Raw genomic sequence first — 15,709 nt, forward strand, 5'->3', positions numbered from 1 at the left:
ACCGTCCTATCCGGACCCTCGCTTCATCCCGTACCGAGAATCGACGTCATACGGGGAGGTGATCCTGTCCCTGTTGGGCGGAAGATCATCCTTGTCCCGCAGGGTCACCTCGCGCTTGTCGCCGTCGTCCACCCGGTAGTACTGCTGCAGCCACACGGTCCGCAGGATCACGACCGCCGGGATCTCCCACAGCCACGGTGATGTGGTGTCCGCAGAGACTGTTTCCAGCAGCCGGTAACCGTCGGCGCCGATCTGCCGGGCCAGTTCGGCCCGCTCGTTCTCGGCACCGGGCAGCCGGTAGGCATCCGTCCAGACCCCGTACCGTCGCTGCCACTGCGGGTCCATCCACCCGCCGAGCCATTCCGGTGCCGCGACGGCCAACGCCTCCAGCGCCCACCCGCAGAGTTTCCCCGACGAACTCCAGGCGGTTGAGCGCTCGGACGGCGGCCGGCACGTGGGTCGAATCGGTCCGCTGCCTACCTTCGGAGGCAACCAATCCCAGCTCGGTCAGGCGTCGCAACAGCAGATCGAGACCGTCTCCTCCAGGCGGTGGGCGAGAAGGCGGTCGCGGAACCCGGTCAACACGGTGAAGTCGAAGCCCGCATGCGACAGATCTGGTCACGGACGTTGATCTTGCACCACAGCAGTCACACCATGTGGGGCCCCTGGAATTGGGCAACAGGGTCATCTCATGTAGGTACAACTCCCACGATGCGGAGGACACGTTCGAGTCGGAGCGCTTGGCACCTACCGGTACGGAGCGGTCCGAATCGCGTCGGCGGCGGCCCGCGGAAGGCGACAACTCTCAGGAGGACGCTTCGTAGCGGGTGGCGATCGCGGCGGCGCGGTTGCGCAGGGAGGTGCGCAACCACTGCGGGGCCAGGGCTTCCGCGTTCGTGGCGAGCTGCCACAACGCCCATTCGGCGTGTCTCGAATCTTGGAAGGTCACCTCCAGCCGCAGCCAGTCGTCTGCGTCGGCTTCTTCGGCGAGGACGGCCAGCGCGGTGCCCACCAGGTCCTCCCGCCGCGCCGGGTTCACCCGTACCAGCACGGTGACCTGGTCGCCGCCGGTCCGAAACCGCGTGCTGCGTTCCTGCCAGGCCCGGTCCAGATCGACCCGGTCCGGTCGCTGTGCGGGTTCGGCGAGTTCCTCGGCGGCCAAGATCCGGGACAGCCGGTAGGTGCGGTCCGCGCCGGATCTCGTGGCCAGCAAGTAGCCCTGGTCGCGCACGGTGACCAGGCCGATCGGGTCCACCGTGCGCCACTTCGGGGTCTGGTCCGCCGCCGCGTAGTGGATGCGCAGCTTGTGTCCGGCGAACACCGCGCGCCGGACCTCGGCCGCTATGGGGTCAGATACCTCCTCAGCGACCTGCCGACGCGACAGGAGGTCGGTCTCGGGGTCGATGAGCAATCGCTCGGCCACGCCGGCCGCGGTGTCCCGATGGCTTTCGGGTAGCGCGTCGACCACCTTGAGCATGGCCGAAGCGAGCGCCGAGCCGAGGCCGAATGCCTGCGCGCCGCGCCGTGATCCGGCGACCAGCAGGGCAAGGGCCTCGTCGTGGTTCAGTCCGGTGAGCTCGGTCCGGAAACCGGGCAGCAACGCGAACCCGCCGTGCCGGCCGCGTTCGGCGTAGACCGGGACGCCGGCTGCGGACAGCGCCTCGATGTCGCGCAGCACGGTGCGGGTGGATACCTCCAGTTCGCGGGCCAGCGCGGTCGCGGACAGCCGACCGCGCTGGCGCAGCAGCAGAACCAGCGATACCAACCGGTCGGCGCGCATACGAAAACTTTACCGGAATACATGACACAGGATGTCGTGATTCGTTGGGAGGCTTATCGGCATGGCAAACAAGAAGGTGGCTACCGAGCCGATGGACGTACGCACTGTCGATGAGTCGAATGGAGCTGATGTGGCAATGGAGCGAACGGCCGTCAACCCGTGGACGTGGTCGGTGGAGATGGGGTACAACCAGGGTGAAATCGTCTCCGGGCACACCCGGACCCTGTACTGCTCCGGGCAGACCGCGATGAACGGCGACGGCAAGCCCCAGCATGCCGGTGACATGGCGGCGCAGTTGGCGCTGAGCCTCGACAACATGGAGGCCGTCCTCGGCGAGGCCGGCATGTCCCTCGCGAACCTCGTCCGGCTCAACGTCTACACCACCGACGTTGATCGGCTCTTCGAGCACTACGGCGTGCTGGCGTCGCGGTTGGGCGCCGCCGGGGTGGCACCGACCACCACGATGCTCGGGGTGACACGGCTGGCGATCCCCGTCCTGATGGTCGAGCTCGAGGGGACCGCCGTCGCGTGACGCGACCTCGCCGCCTCCGGCAGGGCATTCGGTCGAACCGGCACGAGTAGCAGGCAGGTGGGTGATTTCCCGTGCTCAGAATGGTGACAATCGGCGTCTACGGCTTCGACGGCGAGTCCTTCCTGCAACGACTGCAGCACGCGGACGTCCGCCTGCTACTCGACGTACGCCAGCGCCGCGGTGTCCGCGGACCCGAGTACGCCTGGGCGAACTCACGCCGGTTGCAGACGGCCCTCGCCCATGCCCGGATCGCCTACGAGCACCACCCCGAGCTCGCCCCAACCACCGAGTTGCGCCGGCTCCAGTACGCCGAGGACGACCGCCGAGGGGTCGGCAAGCGCTCGCGCCGCGAGCTCGCCGCCGAGTACACCCGCCGCTACACCACCGAGATCCTCGACCGCGCCGACCTCACGCCGATCGTGTCGGCGCTGCCGAGCAGCGGGACCGCCGCGCTGCTCTGTGTCGAGCGCGATCCCGAGGCCTGCCACCGCTCGTTGATCGCCCAGCGGCTGGCCGAGCAGCACCGCGTCACGATCGAGCACCTGCGCCCGTTGTGATGCGGGAATTTCTTCAGACTGCCGGGACGGCACCCACGCCATGCCCGGCCACGACAACGCCACACTGGCGCGGAGCCGATCCGTTGATAGAAGCGCTTGTCGATGCAAAGGCGACGATAATGGACGAGTTGGACGCCGGGTTGCACGGGATCGGGCAACGCCTCCCGGTCGGCGAGAGGGTGGCGCGGTGACGGCCGAGGCGAAGGGGCTGTTCGAGTTGCCGGCGTCCGACACTCCGCCCGCGGAGCAGGTGCGGGCCACCGCGCCGTTGGCGGTGCGGATGCGGCCAGGCACGCTCGACGAGGTCGTCGGCCAGGCGCACCTGCTGCGTCCCGGTGCGCCGCTGCGGCGGCTGGTGGAGGGCGGGGCGGCGGCGTCGGTGTTGCTCTACGGCCCGCCCGGCACCGGGAAGACCACGATCGCGCGCCTGCTCGCCGCCGTCGATACCCGGCACTTCGTCGCCCTCTCGGCGCTGTCCAGCGGCGTCAAGGAACTACGCGAGGTGATCAACGACGCGCGCCGTCGCCGCGACCATCACGACCGGCAAACCGTGCTGTTCATCGACGAGGTGCACCGCTTCTCCAAGACCCAGCAGGACGCGCTGCTCGGGGCCGTCGAGGACCGGCTCGTGCTGCTCGTGGCGGCCACCACGGAGAACCCGTCGTTCTCGGTGGTGTCGCCGCTGCTGTCGCGGTTGCTGGTGTTGCAGCTCCAGTCCCTGACCGAGGACGAGGTCCGCGAACTGCTGCGCCGGGCGGTGACGGATCGGCGCGGCCTCGACAGTTCGGTCTCGCTGTCGGCCGAGGCCGAGGACGCCCTGGTGCGCCTCGCCGCCGGCGATGCCCGCAGCGCGCTGACCGCGCTGGAGGCGAGCGCTGACGGGGTGGCTGACACGGGCGGCTCGGTGATCGACGTGCCGGCCGTGGAGCGGGCCGTCACCGAGGCCACCGTGCGCTACGACCGGCAGGGCGACCAGCACTACGACGTCATCAGCGCGTTCATCAAGTCGATCCGCGGCTCAGACCCCGACGCCGCGCTGCATTACCTGGCCCGCATGCTCGTGGCCGGGGAGGACCCGCGGTTCATCGCGCGGCGGCTGGTGGTGCACGCCAGCGAGGACGTCGGGCTGGCCGATCCGACCGCGCTGCAGGCCGCCGTCGCCGCGGCCCAGACCGTCCAGCTGATCGGGATGCCCGAGGCCCGCCTCGCCCTGGCGCAGGCCACCGTGCACCTGGCCACGGCGCCGAAGTCGAACACGGTGATCGTCGGGATCGACGAGGCCATGGCCGACGTCCGCGCGGGCGCCGTCGGTGCGGTGCCCGCCCACCTGCGATACGGCCGCTACGCAGGCGCCGAGAAGCTGGGCAACGCGGTCGGCTACCGCTACCCCCACGCCACCCCCGACGGAGTCCTGGAGCAGCAGTACCCGCCGGACGCGCTGGTGGGGAAGGACTACTACCGCCCCACGCAGCACGGCGGGGAACGCACCCTGCACGAGCGCCTCGCGAAGCTCCGCCGCGCCGTCCGCGGCGGGTAGGGCTACCGACGCGATCTCGCCGGCCGGGGTGCGTCGATGCCCGCACCGCGCGGCGATCAACCCCGGGCAGCAGCGCACCGGCCGCCAGAAGCGCTGGCGGAAGTTCGACCGGCGCAGCGGGAAGCCCCCGGGGGCTCGTGAAGACCAGCGAACGGCGGTGGCTGTCGAGCAGCATCTCGTAGAACACCGCGATGCCGGGTGGCAACGGACCCAGCGCGCGCCCGCCGGTGTCTCGTCCGGCCTGCTCGCCCTTTCGCCTCCTCGATGGCGCGGTTGATCTCGTATCTCGTCGTACTCGTGCCGCTCCTGCCCGACCAGCTCACCCCAGCGCCCGCAATGCGGGGAAGAGTCGGAGTGCGTTGTCCCGGTTGATGCCGCGGCGCAGCCACGCGTCCAGCGCGGGATCGGCGTCGAACGCCGCAGTCGCGCGGGCCAGTTGCGCGGTCGACATGACGGGCCAGTCGCTGCCGAAGTGCAGGTGCGTCGGACTCACGGAGGACAGGAGCGTCGGCGTCGAGTGCCAGGACATCGGCGCTGCCGTGTCGTAGTGGAACCGGCGCAGGTAGTCGTCCAGCCCGCCTGGCGGGAGGGGCGGGTCGAAGTGGTCGGCGTTGAGGGTCACCCGATCGGCGACATAGGGCAGGAACCCGCCGCCGTGCGGCAGGACGACGGTGACGTTCGGGAAGCGGTCGAGCGTGCCGTGGACGACCAGGTTCAGCGCGGCCCGCGTGGTGTCGAGCGCGTAGTCGCACACGTAGCCCGGTATCCCCGGCACGACGGCCTGGTCGGGCGCGCTGCCCGGGAGGTCCGTCGGGTGCAGCACGAGGACGCTGCGCAACGCGTCGAGCTCGGCCAGCAGGGGGTCGAAGACCTGGTCGCCGACGTAGGTGCCGCTGCGGCCGTGTGTGAACGCCTGGCACCCCACCGCGCCCATCTCCGCGCCGGTCCGCACCGACCACACATCGAGGTCCACGTCGTCCAGGCGCACGCGCGACAGGAACGCAAACCGCCCGGGATGGGCGTCGACCAGGTCGCGCACCTCGTGGTACGCGATCGTGAGACCTTCCTTGTGCTGATGCCCGTCGCGGTAGCGGACGGCGGGCATCGCCACCGACACGACCGCCGTCCCCACACCGGCTCCGTCCATTGCGGACAGCGCCGCCCGGGCGTCCCACTCGGCCCACCACGGCAGGGCCGCGCGGTCGAGGATGCCCTGCGACTCGGCCCACCGCAGCCACCCCGGCGGCGTGCAGTGGTGGTGGACGTCGATGCGCCGGTCCCGGTGCTCTCCTTCCGACGACACCGCCGGCACCGCCGACGCCGCCGAACCACCGTGGGCGAGCAAGCCGACACCGCCCACTCCCCCGACCAGAACCGACCGCCGCGAGACCCCGCCCACGACCGCCTCCTCGGTTGGCGCCACACCGCATCCGACTCCCAGGGTCGAATCCGCGCCGGCACGCCGCAAGGCCACCACCACGACCGCACCCCTTCGTGTCCGGCACGCCCCCCGATCGGTTCACCCGGAGCGCGCGGACACCCGCCGGGCCACGGCCTCCGCCTGGCGCGCGTGTTCCCCCGTTCGCGGTTCCCGAGTCGGTGCTGCCGATGCACGCGGTCCACCAGCTTGCACGTTCCACACCGACTGTGACCCACATCACACCTACTTCGGGTCACGGATGGGCGGGCCGCTTGCATCTGGTGGTCGTCAGCAGCCAGTGGAGGAAGGCGAACGATGAGCGCACAGCACGAAGCAGGCACAACGACCGCACACCGTGTCGTGATCCTGGGTGCGGGTTACGCAGGTATGTCCGCGGCGATCCAGCTCGCGGCCCGGGTCGGGCGGCGCGAGGACGTGCGGGTGACCCTGGTGAACGCGCAGGAGCGGTTCACCGAGCGGCTGCGGCTGCCCATGACGGCGACCGGGCAGCAGGTCGCCGAGCTGGACATCCCGGAGCTGCTGGAGGGCACGGGTGCGCGGTTCTTGCGCGGATGGGTGACGGCGGTGGACGCGGACGCGAAGACCGTGCGGATCGACGACGACCGGACCCTGCACTACGACACGCTGGTGTACGGGTTGGGCAGTGTGACCGACACCGCGGCCGTGCCAGGTGTCGAGGAGCACGCGCACACCTTGAACAGCGCCCACGACGCCGAGGTGCTGGCCGACCGGCTGGCAGGGCTGGGCAGCGGCACGGTTGTGGTCGCCGGCAGCGGGCTGACCGGCGTCGAGTCGGCCGCGGAGATCGCCGAGCGGCACCCGGAACTGAACGTCGTGCTGCTGGGCCGGGGTGAACCCGGTGCGGCCATGAACCCGAAGGCCAGGGCATATCTGCGGTCCGCGCTCCAGCGCCTGGGCGTGGACGTGCGCACCGGGGTCGAGGTGGTGAAGGTGCTGCCCGACGCGATCGACCTGGCGGACGGGGAGACCGTCGCCGCCGACGTGGTCCTGTGGACGAGCGGCACGCGGGTGTCGCCGCTGGCGGCCGCCGCCGGGCTGACCGTCGACGAGCGCGGCCGCATCGTCACCGACGACGCGCTGCGGTCGGTGTCGCACCCGGAGGTGCACGCCGCGGTGTCGATCGTCCGCGTGCTTCGGCACCGCGGCCGACGCCGAGGACGCGGTCCAGGACGCCTGGATCAAGTGGTCGGCCGCCGACCGCTCTCAGGTGGCCGACCCCAAGGCGTACCTGACGCGGATCGTGTCCAACGTCGCGCTCGAACGACTGCGCTCCACCCGGCACAAGCGGGAGACCTACGTGGGGCCGTGGCTCCCGGAGCCCATCCTCACCGGCGGGGACGCCTCCGAGGCCGCCGTGGACGCGGAGTCGGTGTCGATGGCGATGCTGGTGGTGCTGGAGACGCTGAGCCCGCTCGAGCGCGCGGTGTTCGTGTTGAAGGAGGTCTTCGACTTCAGCCACGCCGAGATCGCGGAGGCGGTGGAGCGTTCCGAAGTCGCGGTGCGGCAGGCCGCGCACCGTGCTCGCGAGCACGTGCGGGCCCGGCGGCCGCGCTTCACCGCGGACCGCTCACGGCAGCGCGAGGTCACCGAGCGGTTCTTCACCGCGGCGACCGGCGGTGACGTCAACGCCCTGATGGAGTTGCTGTCCCCGGACGTCACCCTGTGGACCGACGGCGGCGGCAAGGTCCGCCAGGCCATGCGTCCGGTCGTGGGCGCGTCCACGGTGGCCGCCTGGTTCGCGGCCATCGGCACCGTCACCTACCAGGGCGTCGAGCCCGCCGACATGAACGCCGAACTCGTCGAGATCAACGGCGGACCGGGCGTGGTGTTCAGCGGACCGGACCGCGTGATCGCCACCGTCACCTTCGACTTCGACGCCGACGGCCGCATCGCCGCCATCCACAACGTGGCCAACCCGGACAAGCTCCAGGCCATCACCGACGGTGTCGCGCACGACATCGGGACGCGGTGAGCCCTGAGCCAAAGCCGCGTACAAGCTCGCCGTGGTCGCTGTGGTCGCCGAGTACGAGAATTCCCCGAACGGGGAGAAAGGCGCGATCCCGCGTCGGGAGGGCCCGCACTCCCCCACGTCATCGAGTGGGCACGGGCCCCGGCCGACTGCCGAACGATTCGGTCAGTGCCGCGCGGGGGAACCGAGCCGCCGGAGCAGAGCTGCGACCAGTGCGATCCGCTCGGGCATGTGGTCGACGAGGATGTGCTCGTGGCGCGCGTGGCCGCCCGCGCCGCTGCTGCCGAGCCCGTCGAGCACCGGCACGCCGAGCGCGGCGACGAAGTTCGCATCGCTACCGCCACCGACGCTGATCGGTTCGAGCGGCCCGCGCAGCTCGGTGGCGATCTCGTCGGCCAGGTCGAACAGGTCCTTGCTCGCCGGGGTGAGGCGCATGGGCGGGCGGCTCCACCCGCCGCCGACGGTCACGGTGACGCGGGGGTCGGCGGGTTGGAGGCCGGCGAGGACCCGGTCGACGCGGTCGGCCTCGGCCTGATGGGTGATCCGCACGTCGACGAGGCACCGCGCCCGGCCCGCGATGACGTTGCGGGCGGTGCCGCCGTCGATGGTGCCGACGTTGATCGTGGTCCCGGCATCGGGGTCCGCCGCCGCGATGAGCCGCCCGACGATCTCGGAGAGGGCGTGCACGGCGCTGGCGCCGGCGGAGGGTTCGTTGCCCGCGTGGGATTCGATGCCGGTGGTGGAGATCGTGAAGGTGCCGACGCCCTTGCGTTCGGTTTTGACGTCCCAGCCGACTCCGGGTTCGAGCACGAACGCGGCTGCGCTTTCGCGTGCGGCGTTTTCGATGTGGGGCCGCGAAACCGGGCTGCCGAGCTCTTCGTCGCCGTTGAACAGGAACTTCACCGTCGGGTGGGGCAGATCCAGATCCCGCAGTGCCCGCAACGCCCAGACGCCGGTGACCAGGCCCGCCTTCATGTCGTAGACACCCGGCCCGGTCGCCGTGCCGTCATGCACGGTGAACGGCCAGTCGTCCAGTGTGCCCTCCGGCCACACGGTGTCGTAGTGGCCGATCAGGAGCACCGGTTCTCCCGGGGTGCCGGGATAGGTCGCCTCCAGCACGTCGCCGTACCCGTCCTGCTCGCGCCGCGTCCACTCGGCGGGTGGGCCGAGCCGGTCGTGCAGCCAGCCCTCGATCCAGTCCGCGGCGGTGTCGAGCAACGCCTTGCCGGTGCTGGGCGACTCGTGGCCGACCAGTTCCGAGATATCGGCGAGCTGCTCACCGAGTGAGTCCCGGCACCAGGCGGACAAGGATTTCGCGGACATCGCGATACGCCAATCTGTTCGGGAGTGGGGGTTCAACGGACGGGGACGCCGGGGCCGAGCGGGATGCCGAGCGCGTACCAGGCCAGGAACATGCCCAGCCAGACGACCAGGTTGACCACGGCCAGCGGCAGCACCAGCGACATCAGCGTCCCGATCCCGGCGGAGGGCCGGTAGCGGCGGATGAAGCCGAGCGCGATGACGAAATAAGGGCTCATCGGGGTACGGCGAGCACGTACAGCACCCCGGCGATCACCGCCCGGCGGACGCCCTTGCGCTCGGCCGCGGACAGGGACATGTCCGGCAGCTCCTCGACGTCGGTCAGCTCCGCCTCGGCGGCGTTCATCGCGGTGACCCGGCGCGCGACGATCGTCTCGGTGACGAGGGTGATCGTGATCGCGAGCAGCAGCGAGGACGCCGCGGAGAAGTACCAGTTGGCCACCGGCGTGACCGTGTAGCCGGGGTCGATGGTGTGCGCGGCCGAGGTGGTCAGCCCGGCGAAGATCGCGTCCGAACCCTCGATCACCGGGCTGATGCTGCTCGCGCCACCCACGGCCACGTAGGCCACGACCGCGTCGATGATCGGGCTGCGGCCCACCGCACGGAACACGATCATGCCGAGCGGGATCATCACCACGAATGCGGCATCCCCGGCCACATGGGCGAACATGCAGGTCAGAGCGAGGGCGAAGGTCACCAGCCTGCCTGGCACCCGGAGCAGCGCGGCCCGCATCAGCGCCGGCAGCAGGCCGGTGCCGTCCGCGACCGCCACCCCGAGCATGACCACCACGATCAGGCCCAGCGGCGGGAAGTTGACGAAGTTCTCGATCAGGTCGCCGAGCATCACCTCGACCCCGGCGTCGGAGATCAGGCTCTTGACCTCGACCACCTTGCCGTCCGCCGGGGACAGCACCGACACGCCGAACCCGGCCAGCAGCGCGCTCACCACCACCAGCAGCACGCTCAGGATGACGAACAGCCAGAACGGATGCGGCAGCTTGTTGCCCGCCCGGTCAACGAAGTCCAGCACCCGCAGGATCAGCGACGTCACCGAACGCCGCGACCTCGACGTCAGCCGCTCCACCGCCTACCGGACGATCCAGTCGCTGCTGGAGACCGGCGCGGCCCGCCCCAGGGTGGAGATCGAGCCCGCCGTGCTCGGGTTCCCGATCACCGCGCTGTTCACCCTGGACGTCCGGCCCCAGCACGTCCCCGCCGTGCTGACCGCGCTCGGCGAGCACCCGCACGGGCGATTCACCGCGATGACCGCCGGGCCCGCTTCGGTCCTCCACCACGGCGTGTTCACCGACGAGGACCACCTGTCCCGGTTCGTCACCGAAGACCTCGGCGCACTGCCCGGCATCAACGGCCTCAACATGTCCACCACGCTCTCCGTGCTGCGACGGCAGTGGATCGACCGCGACGAAGATCACCTGCTCGCACAGGGGCCCCGCAACATCCTCTCCCCCAGCGGGGTGCTCGCGGGACCATGAGCTCCGTCGGGGACCGGTGATGGTCCGGGCGGATCCGGGGATCGGGTGTGACGGCACTCCTGGACGCCTGTGCGCCGGCGGTGCGCCACGTGAGTGCGCCGGCCGAGCCGCCCACGGGCGGTCCATCGTCGGCCACACGAGGGATCTTGTGATCCCGGTCGTGTGACTGATCAGTACTCGGGAGGTGCCGGGCACAGGTGATCAAGTAGTTGTGGCTGGTGCCCTTCCGAGCGGAACGCGCTGTCGCCGAGGACGGCTCGGTCGACTGGGTCGTGGTCGACGTCGACAGCCACGAGCTGCACGTCGAGTCGACGACGTTCCTCGCGGGCCGACAACTCCACCAGGGCGAGATTGCGACAGTCAGGGGGCGGGGATGCGGTGGCGGTGGGTCCTGACGTGGCTGCTGTGCGCCGCTCTGACGGCCGGCCAGGTAGCGGTATGGGTGTGGGCGGAGCCCGAGGAGGCCGCGGATGCCAGTTCGGTGGTGGCGGCTGTGGTCGGTCTGTTCGGTGTGCTGGCGGTCTGGGCGTGGCGCCGCAACCCACGACACGGCCAGTCGACTCCCGGACAGGTGGCGGAGGCCGCCCGACTGCTGGCACGGCTGGTGCGCCAGCAGTGGCAGGACGAGGCGGTGCTGCGCCAACTGTTCGACCCGGCGCCACTGCCCGTGCTGTGGGCCGACTACCCCCTGCACAACGTCAGCGATCACCGGCAGCTGATCGGCGACCCGGTCACCTGCCGGGCCGACGCACCACAGGAGTTGGCATCCGCCTTCCGCGGCCTGCCGCGCCGCCGCCTGGTCGTCTTGGGATCAGCGGGATCGGGCAAAACCACCTTCGCGGTGCTGCTCACCCTCGCCCTGCTACGCGACCATGACGCGAACGAGCCGGTACCGGTGCTGCTCTCGCTGGCCTCGTTCGACCCGTCCCGCGACAGCCTGCGGGCATGGCTGCGGCGCCGGATCGCCGCCGACTACCCCGTACTGGCCGACGCCGAGACCTTCGGGCCCAGTGCGATCGACGACCTGCTCGCCGAAGGCCGCATCCTGCCCGTGCTCGACGCTCTCGACGAGCGCCCCGAACCCGGCCGCGCCGCAGTGCTCACGGCACTCAACGACACCCTCGATCCTCACGCTCCCGTGGTGCTCACCTGCCGCACCACCGACTACACCACCGCCGTGGCCGACGCCGGCGTCCTGACCGGCGCGGCAGTCATCACACCCTCACCCGTTCGCCCCGACGACGCCCTCACCCTGCTTCGCCTGGCCACCCCGCCCGGCCCCCGCCAGGAACACTGGGACGCCCTGGCCGAGCACCTGGCCCAAAACCCGAACGGGCCGACCGCCCAGGCCCTGGCCAGCCCGCTCATGGTGGCCCTCGCCCGAGCCGTGTACGCCGACGCCCCCGGCGATCCCGCCGAACTCACCGACACCGGCCGCTTCCCCACCCCCGCCGCCGTCGAGCACCACCTGCTCGACGCCCTCGTCCCGACCCTCTACACCCGCGCCCACCGGCAGGGCACTGCCGGACACCGCTGGAACCCGACTCGGGCTCATCGCTGCCTGACACACCTTGCTGCCGGACTACAACGACAGGGCACCTACGACCTGGCCTGGTGGCAGCTCTACCGATGGGTTCCGACCTCTGCTTCACCGTGGCGGCGCGTGTCTTCACCCTCGGAATGCCCAGCATCACGATTTCCATCGACGCCGCGTTGGCAGGGCTCGCGGGCGGGACGGTCATCGGCATCGGCTTCGCCCTTCTGCGGTGGATCAAGAACCCCAGCGGTCTCCACGACGTGGTGACACCAGCCTCGTCCGTCCGAGCCGATCGCCTCCTCGCCCTTGTCGCGGGGATCGTCGCGGTCATGGCGCCCGTGCTGACAGACTCCGTCCCGTGGGCCCTCGTCCGCTATTCCAGATATGACGACTCCTTCGGCTCCTTCGGCTCCTTCGAGCTGGATTCGACTCTGCGCGGGGTGGTCTACGTGCTCTTCAACAGTTCCGTCTTGTGCCTCGTGGTCGCCCTGAACGCGTCAGCATGGGCGCACTACACCAGCGCACGGCTATCGCTGGCTGCCCGGGGACGCCTGCCGCGGCGGCTTCAGGCGTTCCTCGCAGATGCTCACCGCCTGGGGATCCTGCGCCAGGTCGGCTCCGTCTACCAATTCCGCCACGCACGCCTGCAGAACCATCTCGCAGCAGGGCACGCCCACCTGCCCAGCCCACGGACCATCTCAACACTGTCCAATTCATCCTCACGCAGCTGAATGCCCTCTGAGATCAGGAAGTGGCGCGCAGGCCGGTTCGAGCTGGGTACTGCGGCGGAAGGGGTTGACCCTGACGCTACGTCAGGGTTGGAGCCTTGACGCATGACGAACAGCAGCACTTCCGCGGCTCGACTCGCTCCGCCGATCGGAGGGTTCCAGGAGATCGACGGCCGCCGCGTCTTCGTGCACCGGGCGGGCAGCGGCGGACCGGCCGTCGTGTTCCTGCCGGGCGCCAGCGCGGTCGGCCTGGACTACTTCGGTGTCCAGCAAGGGGTTTCGCAGTTCACCACCGCCGTCGTGTACGACCGCGGCGGCACCGGCTACAGCGATCCCCTCCCGCTGCCGCGCACCGCCGCCGCGGTCGCCGCGGAACTGCACGAGCTGCTGCGCGCCCAGGACATCGCCGCCCCGTACGTTCTGGCGGCGCACTCCCTCGGCGGCTTCTACGCGCACCGGTTCGCGCAGCTGTACCCGCAGGACGTGGCGGGACTGGTCTGGTTGGACGCCCTCCACCGCGACTGGGACGACTTCATACCTCCCGCGGCGGGTCTGGCCGCCGGCGAGCAGATGGCACCTGATCTGGAGCAGCTCCAACAGATGCGCCCGGCCCTGCGCGAGATGTTCGCCGAGTTGCGCGCGGACTACCCGGAGCACGTGCGGCAATCGCTGATCGATGCCAAGGTGAGTGACGAATGGATCCGCGTCGGCATCGCCGAGCGCGGCACGTTGGTCGAACTCGCCACCGAACTGCGGGCCGGGCCGAACGTTCCCGACGTCCCGGTGGTCGCTCTCACCGTGGTGGGCATCGATCCCGCCCAGCGGGCGTTGATGTCGGAGCGGACGTTGCAGGAGATGCACGACGGCAAGACGAGGATGGACGCGGCCCTGGTGAACGCGGTCTCGCACGGGGAACAACGCATCCTCTCCGACACCCTCCACCACCGGCTCTGCTTCGACCGCCCCGATGCCGTGGTCCAGGCGATCCGCGACGTCGTCGACCGGGCGGCTCGCCCCTAGACTCGGCACGATCACGTTTCACCAAGACCAGAGGCGAACGGTGCTCACGATCGGCCAACTCGCGGCGACCGCCGGCGTGACCGTGCGCACCGTCCGCCACTACCACCACGTCAGCCTGTTGCCCGAGCCCGAGCGTGATGCCTCCGGCTACCGCCGTTACAGCGCGCAAGCGGCAGTGGATCTCATCCGGATCAGGACCCTCGCCGATGCCGGTGTTCCGCTGGCCCGTATCGACGCGCTGCTGCACGCACAGCCGACCGAGTTCGCCGCGGCCATCACCGACATCGACGCCGAATTGCAGCGCAAGATCGACCAGCTCACCGAACACCGCCGCAGGATCACCGAATTGGAAAGCGGCGAAAGGCTTGTCCTGCCCCCCGAGGTGGTCGCCATCCTGGACCGGATGCGCGGTCTCGGGGTCAGCGAACGGAGGGTACGGCTCGAGCGCGACTCGTGGATCCTGATGCAGGCACTGGACCCGCGCGTCATGCCGCAGCGGGTACGGGACAAGAACGCCGGCTTCGACGACCCCGAGACGACGCGCCTGTATCTCGCCTGCGATCAGGCAGTCGACTGGGATCCGCACGATCCACGCCTGGACCGGCTCATCGACGACCTGGACGCATGGGAGATCGAACACGAACGAGACAGCGGCCGGCCGGGGTACCTGAAGCTGGTCGTTTCCCGGATCTCCGAGGCGTCACCGGCGTGGCAACGCATCGTCGATGCGCTCGCCCACCGTGCCCTGCAGCGCCGAACCGCCGGGCACGGCAACTGAAGCCGGCACCCTGGCCCCACAACCCGCTAAGGCCTGTTTCCACAGGTCAAAGCCCGGTCCTCGATCTTGAGGCCGGGTTTCTCGCGTGCCAGGCAAGATCAATGGTGGCACGATGCGGGGGGGCGATGCCGTAGTCCGAGATCAGTAAGGATCCACGATGCCCGAACCTACGTCCGTGACGCTGAACTTCGTCGAGGAAGGCGCCGGCATCCCGGTGCTGGCACTGCACGGATGGGCACCCGACCACCGTCTGATGCTGGGCTGTCTGGAACCGGTGTTCGCCGGACGTACGGGGTATCGCCGGCTGTACCCGGATCTGCCCGGGATGGGCAAGTCGCCGTCCCCGCCGGCCATCGCAAGCTCCGACCACATCCTCGACGTCATTCAGGATTTCGTGGACGCCCTTATCGGCAACACGCCGTTTCTGCTCGTCGGCGAGTCCTACGGCGGCTACCTCGCCCGCGCGATCGCCAGATCTCGCGCCGAGCAGGTGCTCGGGCTGGCGTTGATCTGCCCGATGGGCGTGAAGGTGGAGCACGCCGAGCGCACGGTCCCCGACCGCCAGGTCCTGCGCGCTGACGCCGAACTGCTCGGTTCGCTCGACGACCGGCTCGCCGAGGAGTTCGCGGCCATCTCGGTTGTGCAGACACCGGAAACCGTGCGGCGGTTCCGCGACGAGATCCTCCCCGGTCTCGACCTTGCAGACGCCGAGGCGATGGCCCGTGTCCGGCAGCGCTGGCGGCTTGTCGAGGAACCCGAGGCCGGCGAGCCCTTCAAGCGGCCGACCCTGATCCTCACCGGACGGCAGGACGACAGCGTGGGCTACCTGGACCAGTTCGCACTGCTCCCGCACTACCCGCGGGCGAGTTTCGCGGTACTGGACGTGGCCGGACACAACCTCCAGATCGAGCAGCCGGCGCTGTTCGACGCGCTGATGCTGGAGTGGCTCGACCGTGTGGCCGCCGAGTCGTAGGTGGACGACCGGGACCGGGTCCG

17 protein-coding genes and 1 pseudogene are annotated in these 15,709 nt (G+C 70.2%); 12 read left to right on the forward strand and 6 right to left on the reverse strand.

The features are described 5' to 3' along the window. Window positions 1–6: 6 nt before the first annotated feature. Window positions 7–381 (reverse strand): hypothetical protein, encoded by a 375-nt coding sequence (locus FM051_RS51090; RefSeq protein WP_202919397.1) that lies wholly within the window; start codon window positions 379–381, stop codon window positions 7–9. A gap of 424 nt (window positions 382–805) precedes the next feature. Then, window positions 806–1,780 (reverse strand): helix-turn-helix transcriptional regulator, encoded by a 975-nt coding sequence (locus FM051_RS45305; protein ID WP_158853344.1) that lies wholly within the window; start codon window positions 1,778–1,780, stop codon window positions 806–808. A gap of 136 nt (window positions 1,781–1,916) precedes the next feature. On the opposite strand from FM051_RS45305, the gene FM051_RS45310 reads away from it, so the two are divergent. The 3 genes from FM051_RS45310 to FM051_RS45320 all read left to right on the forward strand — a co-directional run bounded on the left by FM051_RS45310 (window position 1,917) and on the right by FM051_RS45320 (window position 4,406). Beyond that, on the forward strand, window positions 1,917–2,312 hold the full coding sequence (locus tag FM051_RS45310) for a RidA family protein (protein ID WP_158853389.1): 396 nt from the start codon (window positions 1,917–1,919) through the stop codon (window positions 2,310–2,312). 80 nt (window positions 2,313–2,392) lie between these two features. Next, window positions 2,393–2,869 carry a DUF488 domain-containing protein gene (locus FM051_RS45315; RefSeq protein WP_238413137.1) on the forward strand — a complete coding sequence of 159 codons (477 nt, stop codon included), beginning with the start codon at window positions 2,393–2,395 and terminating at the stop codon, window positions 2,867–2,869. Window positions 2,870–3,077: 208 nt separating this feature from the next. Then, entirely contained in the window at window positions 3,078–4,406 is a 1,329-nt protein-coding gene (locus FM051_RS45320) for a replication-associated recombination protein A (RefSeq protein ID WP_238413140.1), read from the forward strand. A 319-nt stretch (window positions 4,407–4,725) separates the two neighbouring features. Here the strand turns inward: FM051_RS45320 and FM051_RS45325 are convergent, their stop codons facing one another. Then, the gene (locus tag FM051_RS45325; RefSeq protein ID WP_202919398.1) at window positions 4,726–5,805 is read right to left on the reverse strand and encodes an amidohydrolase family protein; all 1,080 of its coding nucleotides are present in this window, start codon (window positions 5,803–5,805) and stop codon (window positions 4,726–4,728) included. Window positions 5,806–6,213: 408 nt separating this feature from the next. On the opposite strand from FM051_RS45325, the pseudogene FM051_RS45330 reads away from it, so the two are divergent. Then, a pseudogene (locus tag FM051_RS45330) lies at window positions 6,214–6,921 on the forward strand (NAD(P)/FAD-dependent oxidoreductase); the annotation flags it as partial. Between the two features lie 124 nt (window positions 6,922–7,045). Then, complete coding sequence (sigJ, locus tag FM051_RS45335) at window positions 7,046–7,840, forward strand: RNA polymerase sigma factor SigJ (RefSeq protein ID WP_202919400.1); 795 nt, start codon at window positions 7,046–7,048, stop codon at window positions 7,838–7,840. Between the two features lie 162 nt (window positions 7,841–8,002). Here the strand turns inward: sigJ and FM051_RS45340 are convergent, their stop codons facing one another. From FM051_RS45340 to FM051_RS45345, 3 genes are read right to left on the reverse strand one after another with little or no spacing between them, the layout of a single operon-like run. Next, window positions 8,003–9,160 carry a M20 family metallopeptidase gene (locus FM051_RS45340; protein ID WP_158853350.1) on the reverse strand — a complete coding sequence of 386 codons (1,158 nt, stop codon included), beginning with the start codon at window positions 9,158–9,160 and terminating at the stop codon, window positions 8,003–8,005. A gap of 32 nt (window positions 9,161–9,192) precedes the next feature. After that, window positions 9,193–9,375: an AbgT family transporter gene (locus FM051_RS54260; protein ID WP_420803666.1), complete on the reverse strand. Its 183-nt coding sequence runs from the start codon at window positions 9,373–9,375 to the stop codon at window positions 9,193–9,195. Continuing rightward, entirely contained in the window at window positions 9,372–10,187 is an 816-nt protein-coding gene (locus FM051_RS45345; RefSeq protein ID WP_420803667.1) for an AbgT family transporter, read from the reverse strand. Before FM051_RS45345 ends, FM051_RS54260 begins: the two co-directional genes overlap by 4 nt. Here FM051_RS45345 and FM051_RS45350 point away from each other — a divergent pair. The 7 genes from FM051_RS45350 to FM051_RS45380 all read left to right on the forward strand — a co-directional run bounded on the left by FM051_RS45350 (window position 10,159) and on the right by FM051_RS45380 (window position 15,686). Beyond that, window positions 10,159–10,650: an Lrp/AsnC family transcriptional regulator gene (locus tag FM051_RS45350; protein WP_238413138.1), complete on the forward strand. Its 492-nt coding sequence runs from the start codon at window positions 10,159–10,161 to the stop codon at window positions 10,648–10,650. The two genes, FM051_RS45345 and FM051_RS45350, sit on opposite strands and share 29 nt — an antisense overlap. Before the next feature lie 218 nt (window positions 10,651–10,868). Then, on the forward strand, window positions 10,869–11,045 hold the full coding sequence (locus FM051_RS45355) for a hypothetical protein (RefSeq protein ID WP_158853354.1): 177 nt from the start codon (window positions 10,869–10,871) through the stop codon (window positions 11,043–11,045). Then, window positions 11,024–12,454 carry an NACHT domain-containing protein gene (locus FM051_RS45360; protein WP_158853356.1) on the forward strand — a complete coding sequence of 477 codons (1,431 nt, stop codon included), beginning with the start codon at window positions 11,024–11,026 and terminating at the stop codon, window positions 12,452–12,454. The genes FM051_RS45355 and FM051_RS45360 overlap by 22 nt, the downstream gene beginning before the upstream one ends. Window positions 12,455–12,516: 62 nt before the next feature. Then, window positions 12,517–12,918 carry a hypothetical protein gene (locus tag FM051_RS45365; protein ID WP_158853358.1) on the forward strand — a complete coding sequence of 134 codons (402 nt, stop codon included), beginning with the start codon at window positions 12,517–12,519 and terminating at the stop codon, window positions 12,916–12,918. A 102-nt stretch (window positions 12,919–13,020) separates the two neighbouring features. Then, complete coding sequence (locus tag FM051_RS45370) at window positions 13,021–13,935, forward strand: alpha/beta hydrolase (protein WP_158853360.1); 915 nt, start codon at window positions 13,021–13,023, stop codon at window positions 13,933–13,935. A gap of 40 nt (window positions 13,936–13,975) precedes the next feature. After that, window positions 13,976–14,713 (forward strand): MerR family transcriptional regulator, encoded by a 738-nt coding sequence (locus FM051_RS45375; RefSeq protein WP_158853363.1) that lies wholly within the window; start codon window positions 13,976–13,978, stop codon window positions 14,711–14,713. 157 nt (window positions 14,714–14,870) lie between these two features. Further along, window positions 14,871–15,686 carry an alpha/beta fold hydrolase gene (locus tag FM051_RS45380; RefSeq protein WP_158853365.1) on the forward strand — a complete coding sequence of 272 codons (816 nt, stop codon included), beginning with the start codon at window positions 14,871–14,873 and terminating at the stop codon, window positions 15,684–15,686. Window positions 15,687–15,709: the final 23 nt, after the last annotated feature.

Source organism: Saccharothrix deserti, from assembly GCF_009769385.1.
GTDB lineage: Bacteria > Actinomycetota > Actinomycetes > Mycobacteriales > Pseudonocardiaceae > Actinosynnema > Actinosynnema deserti.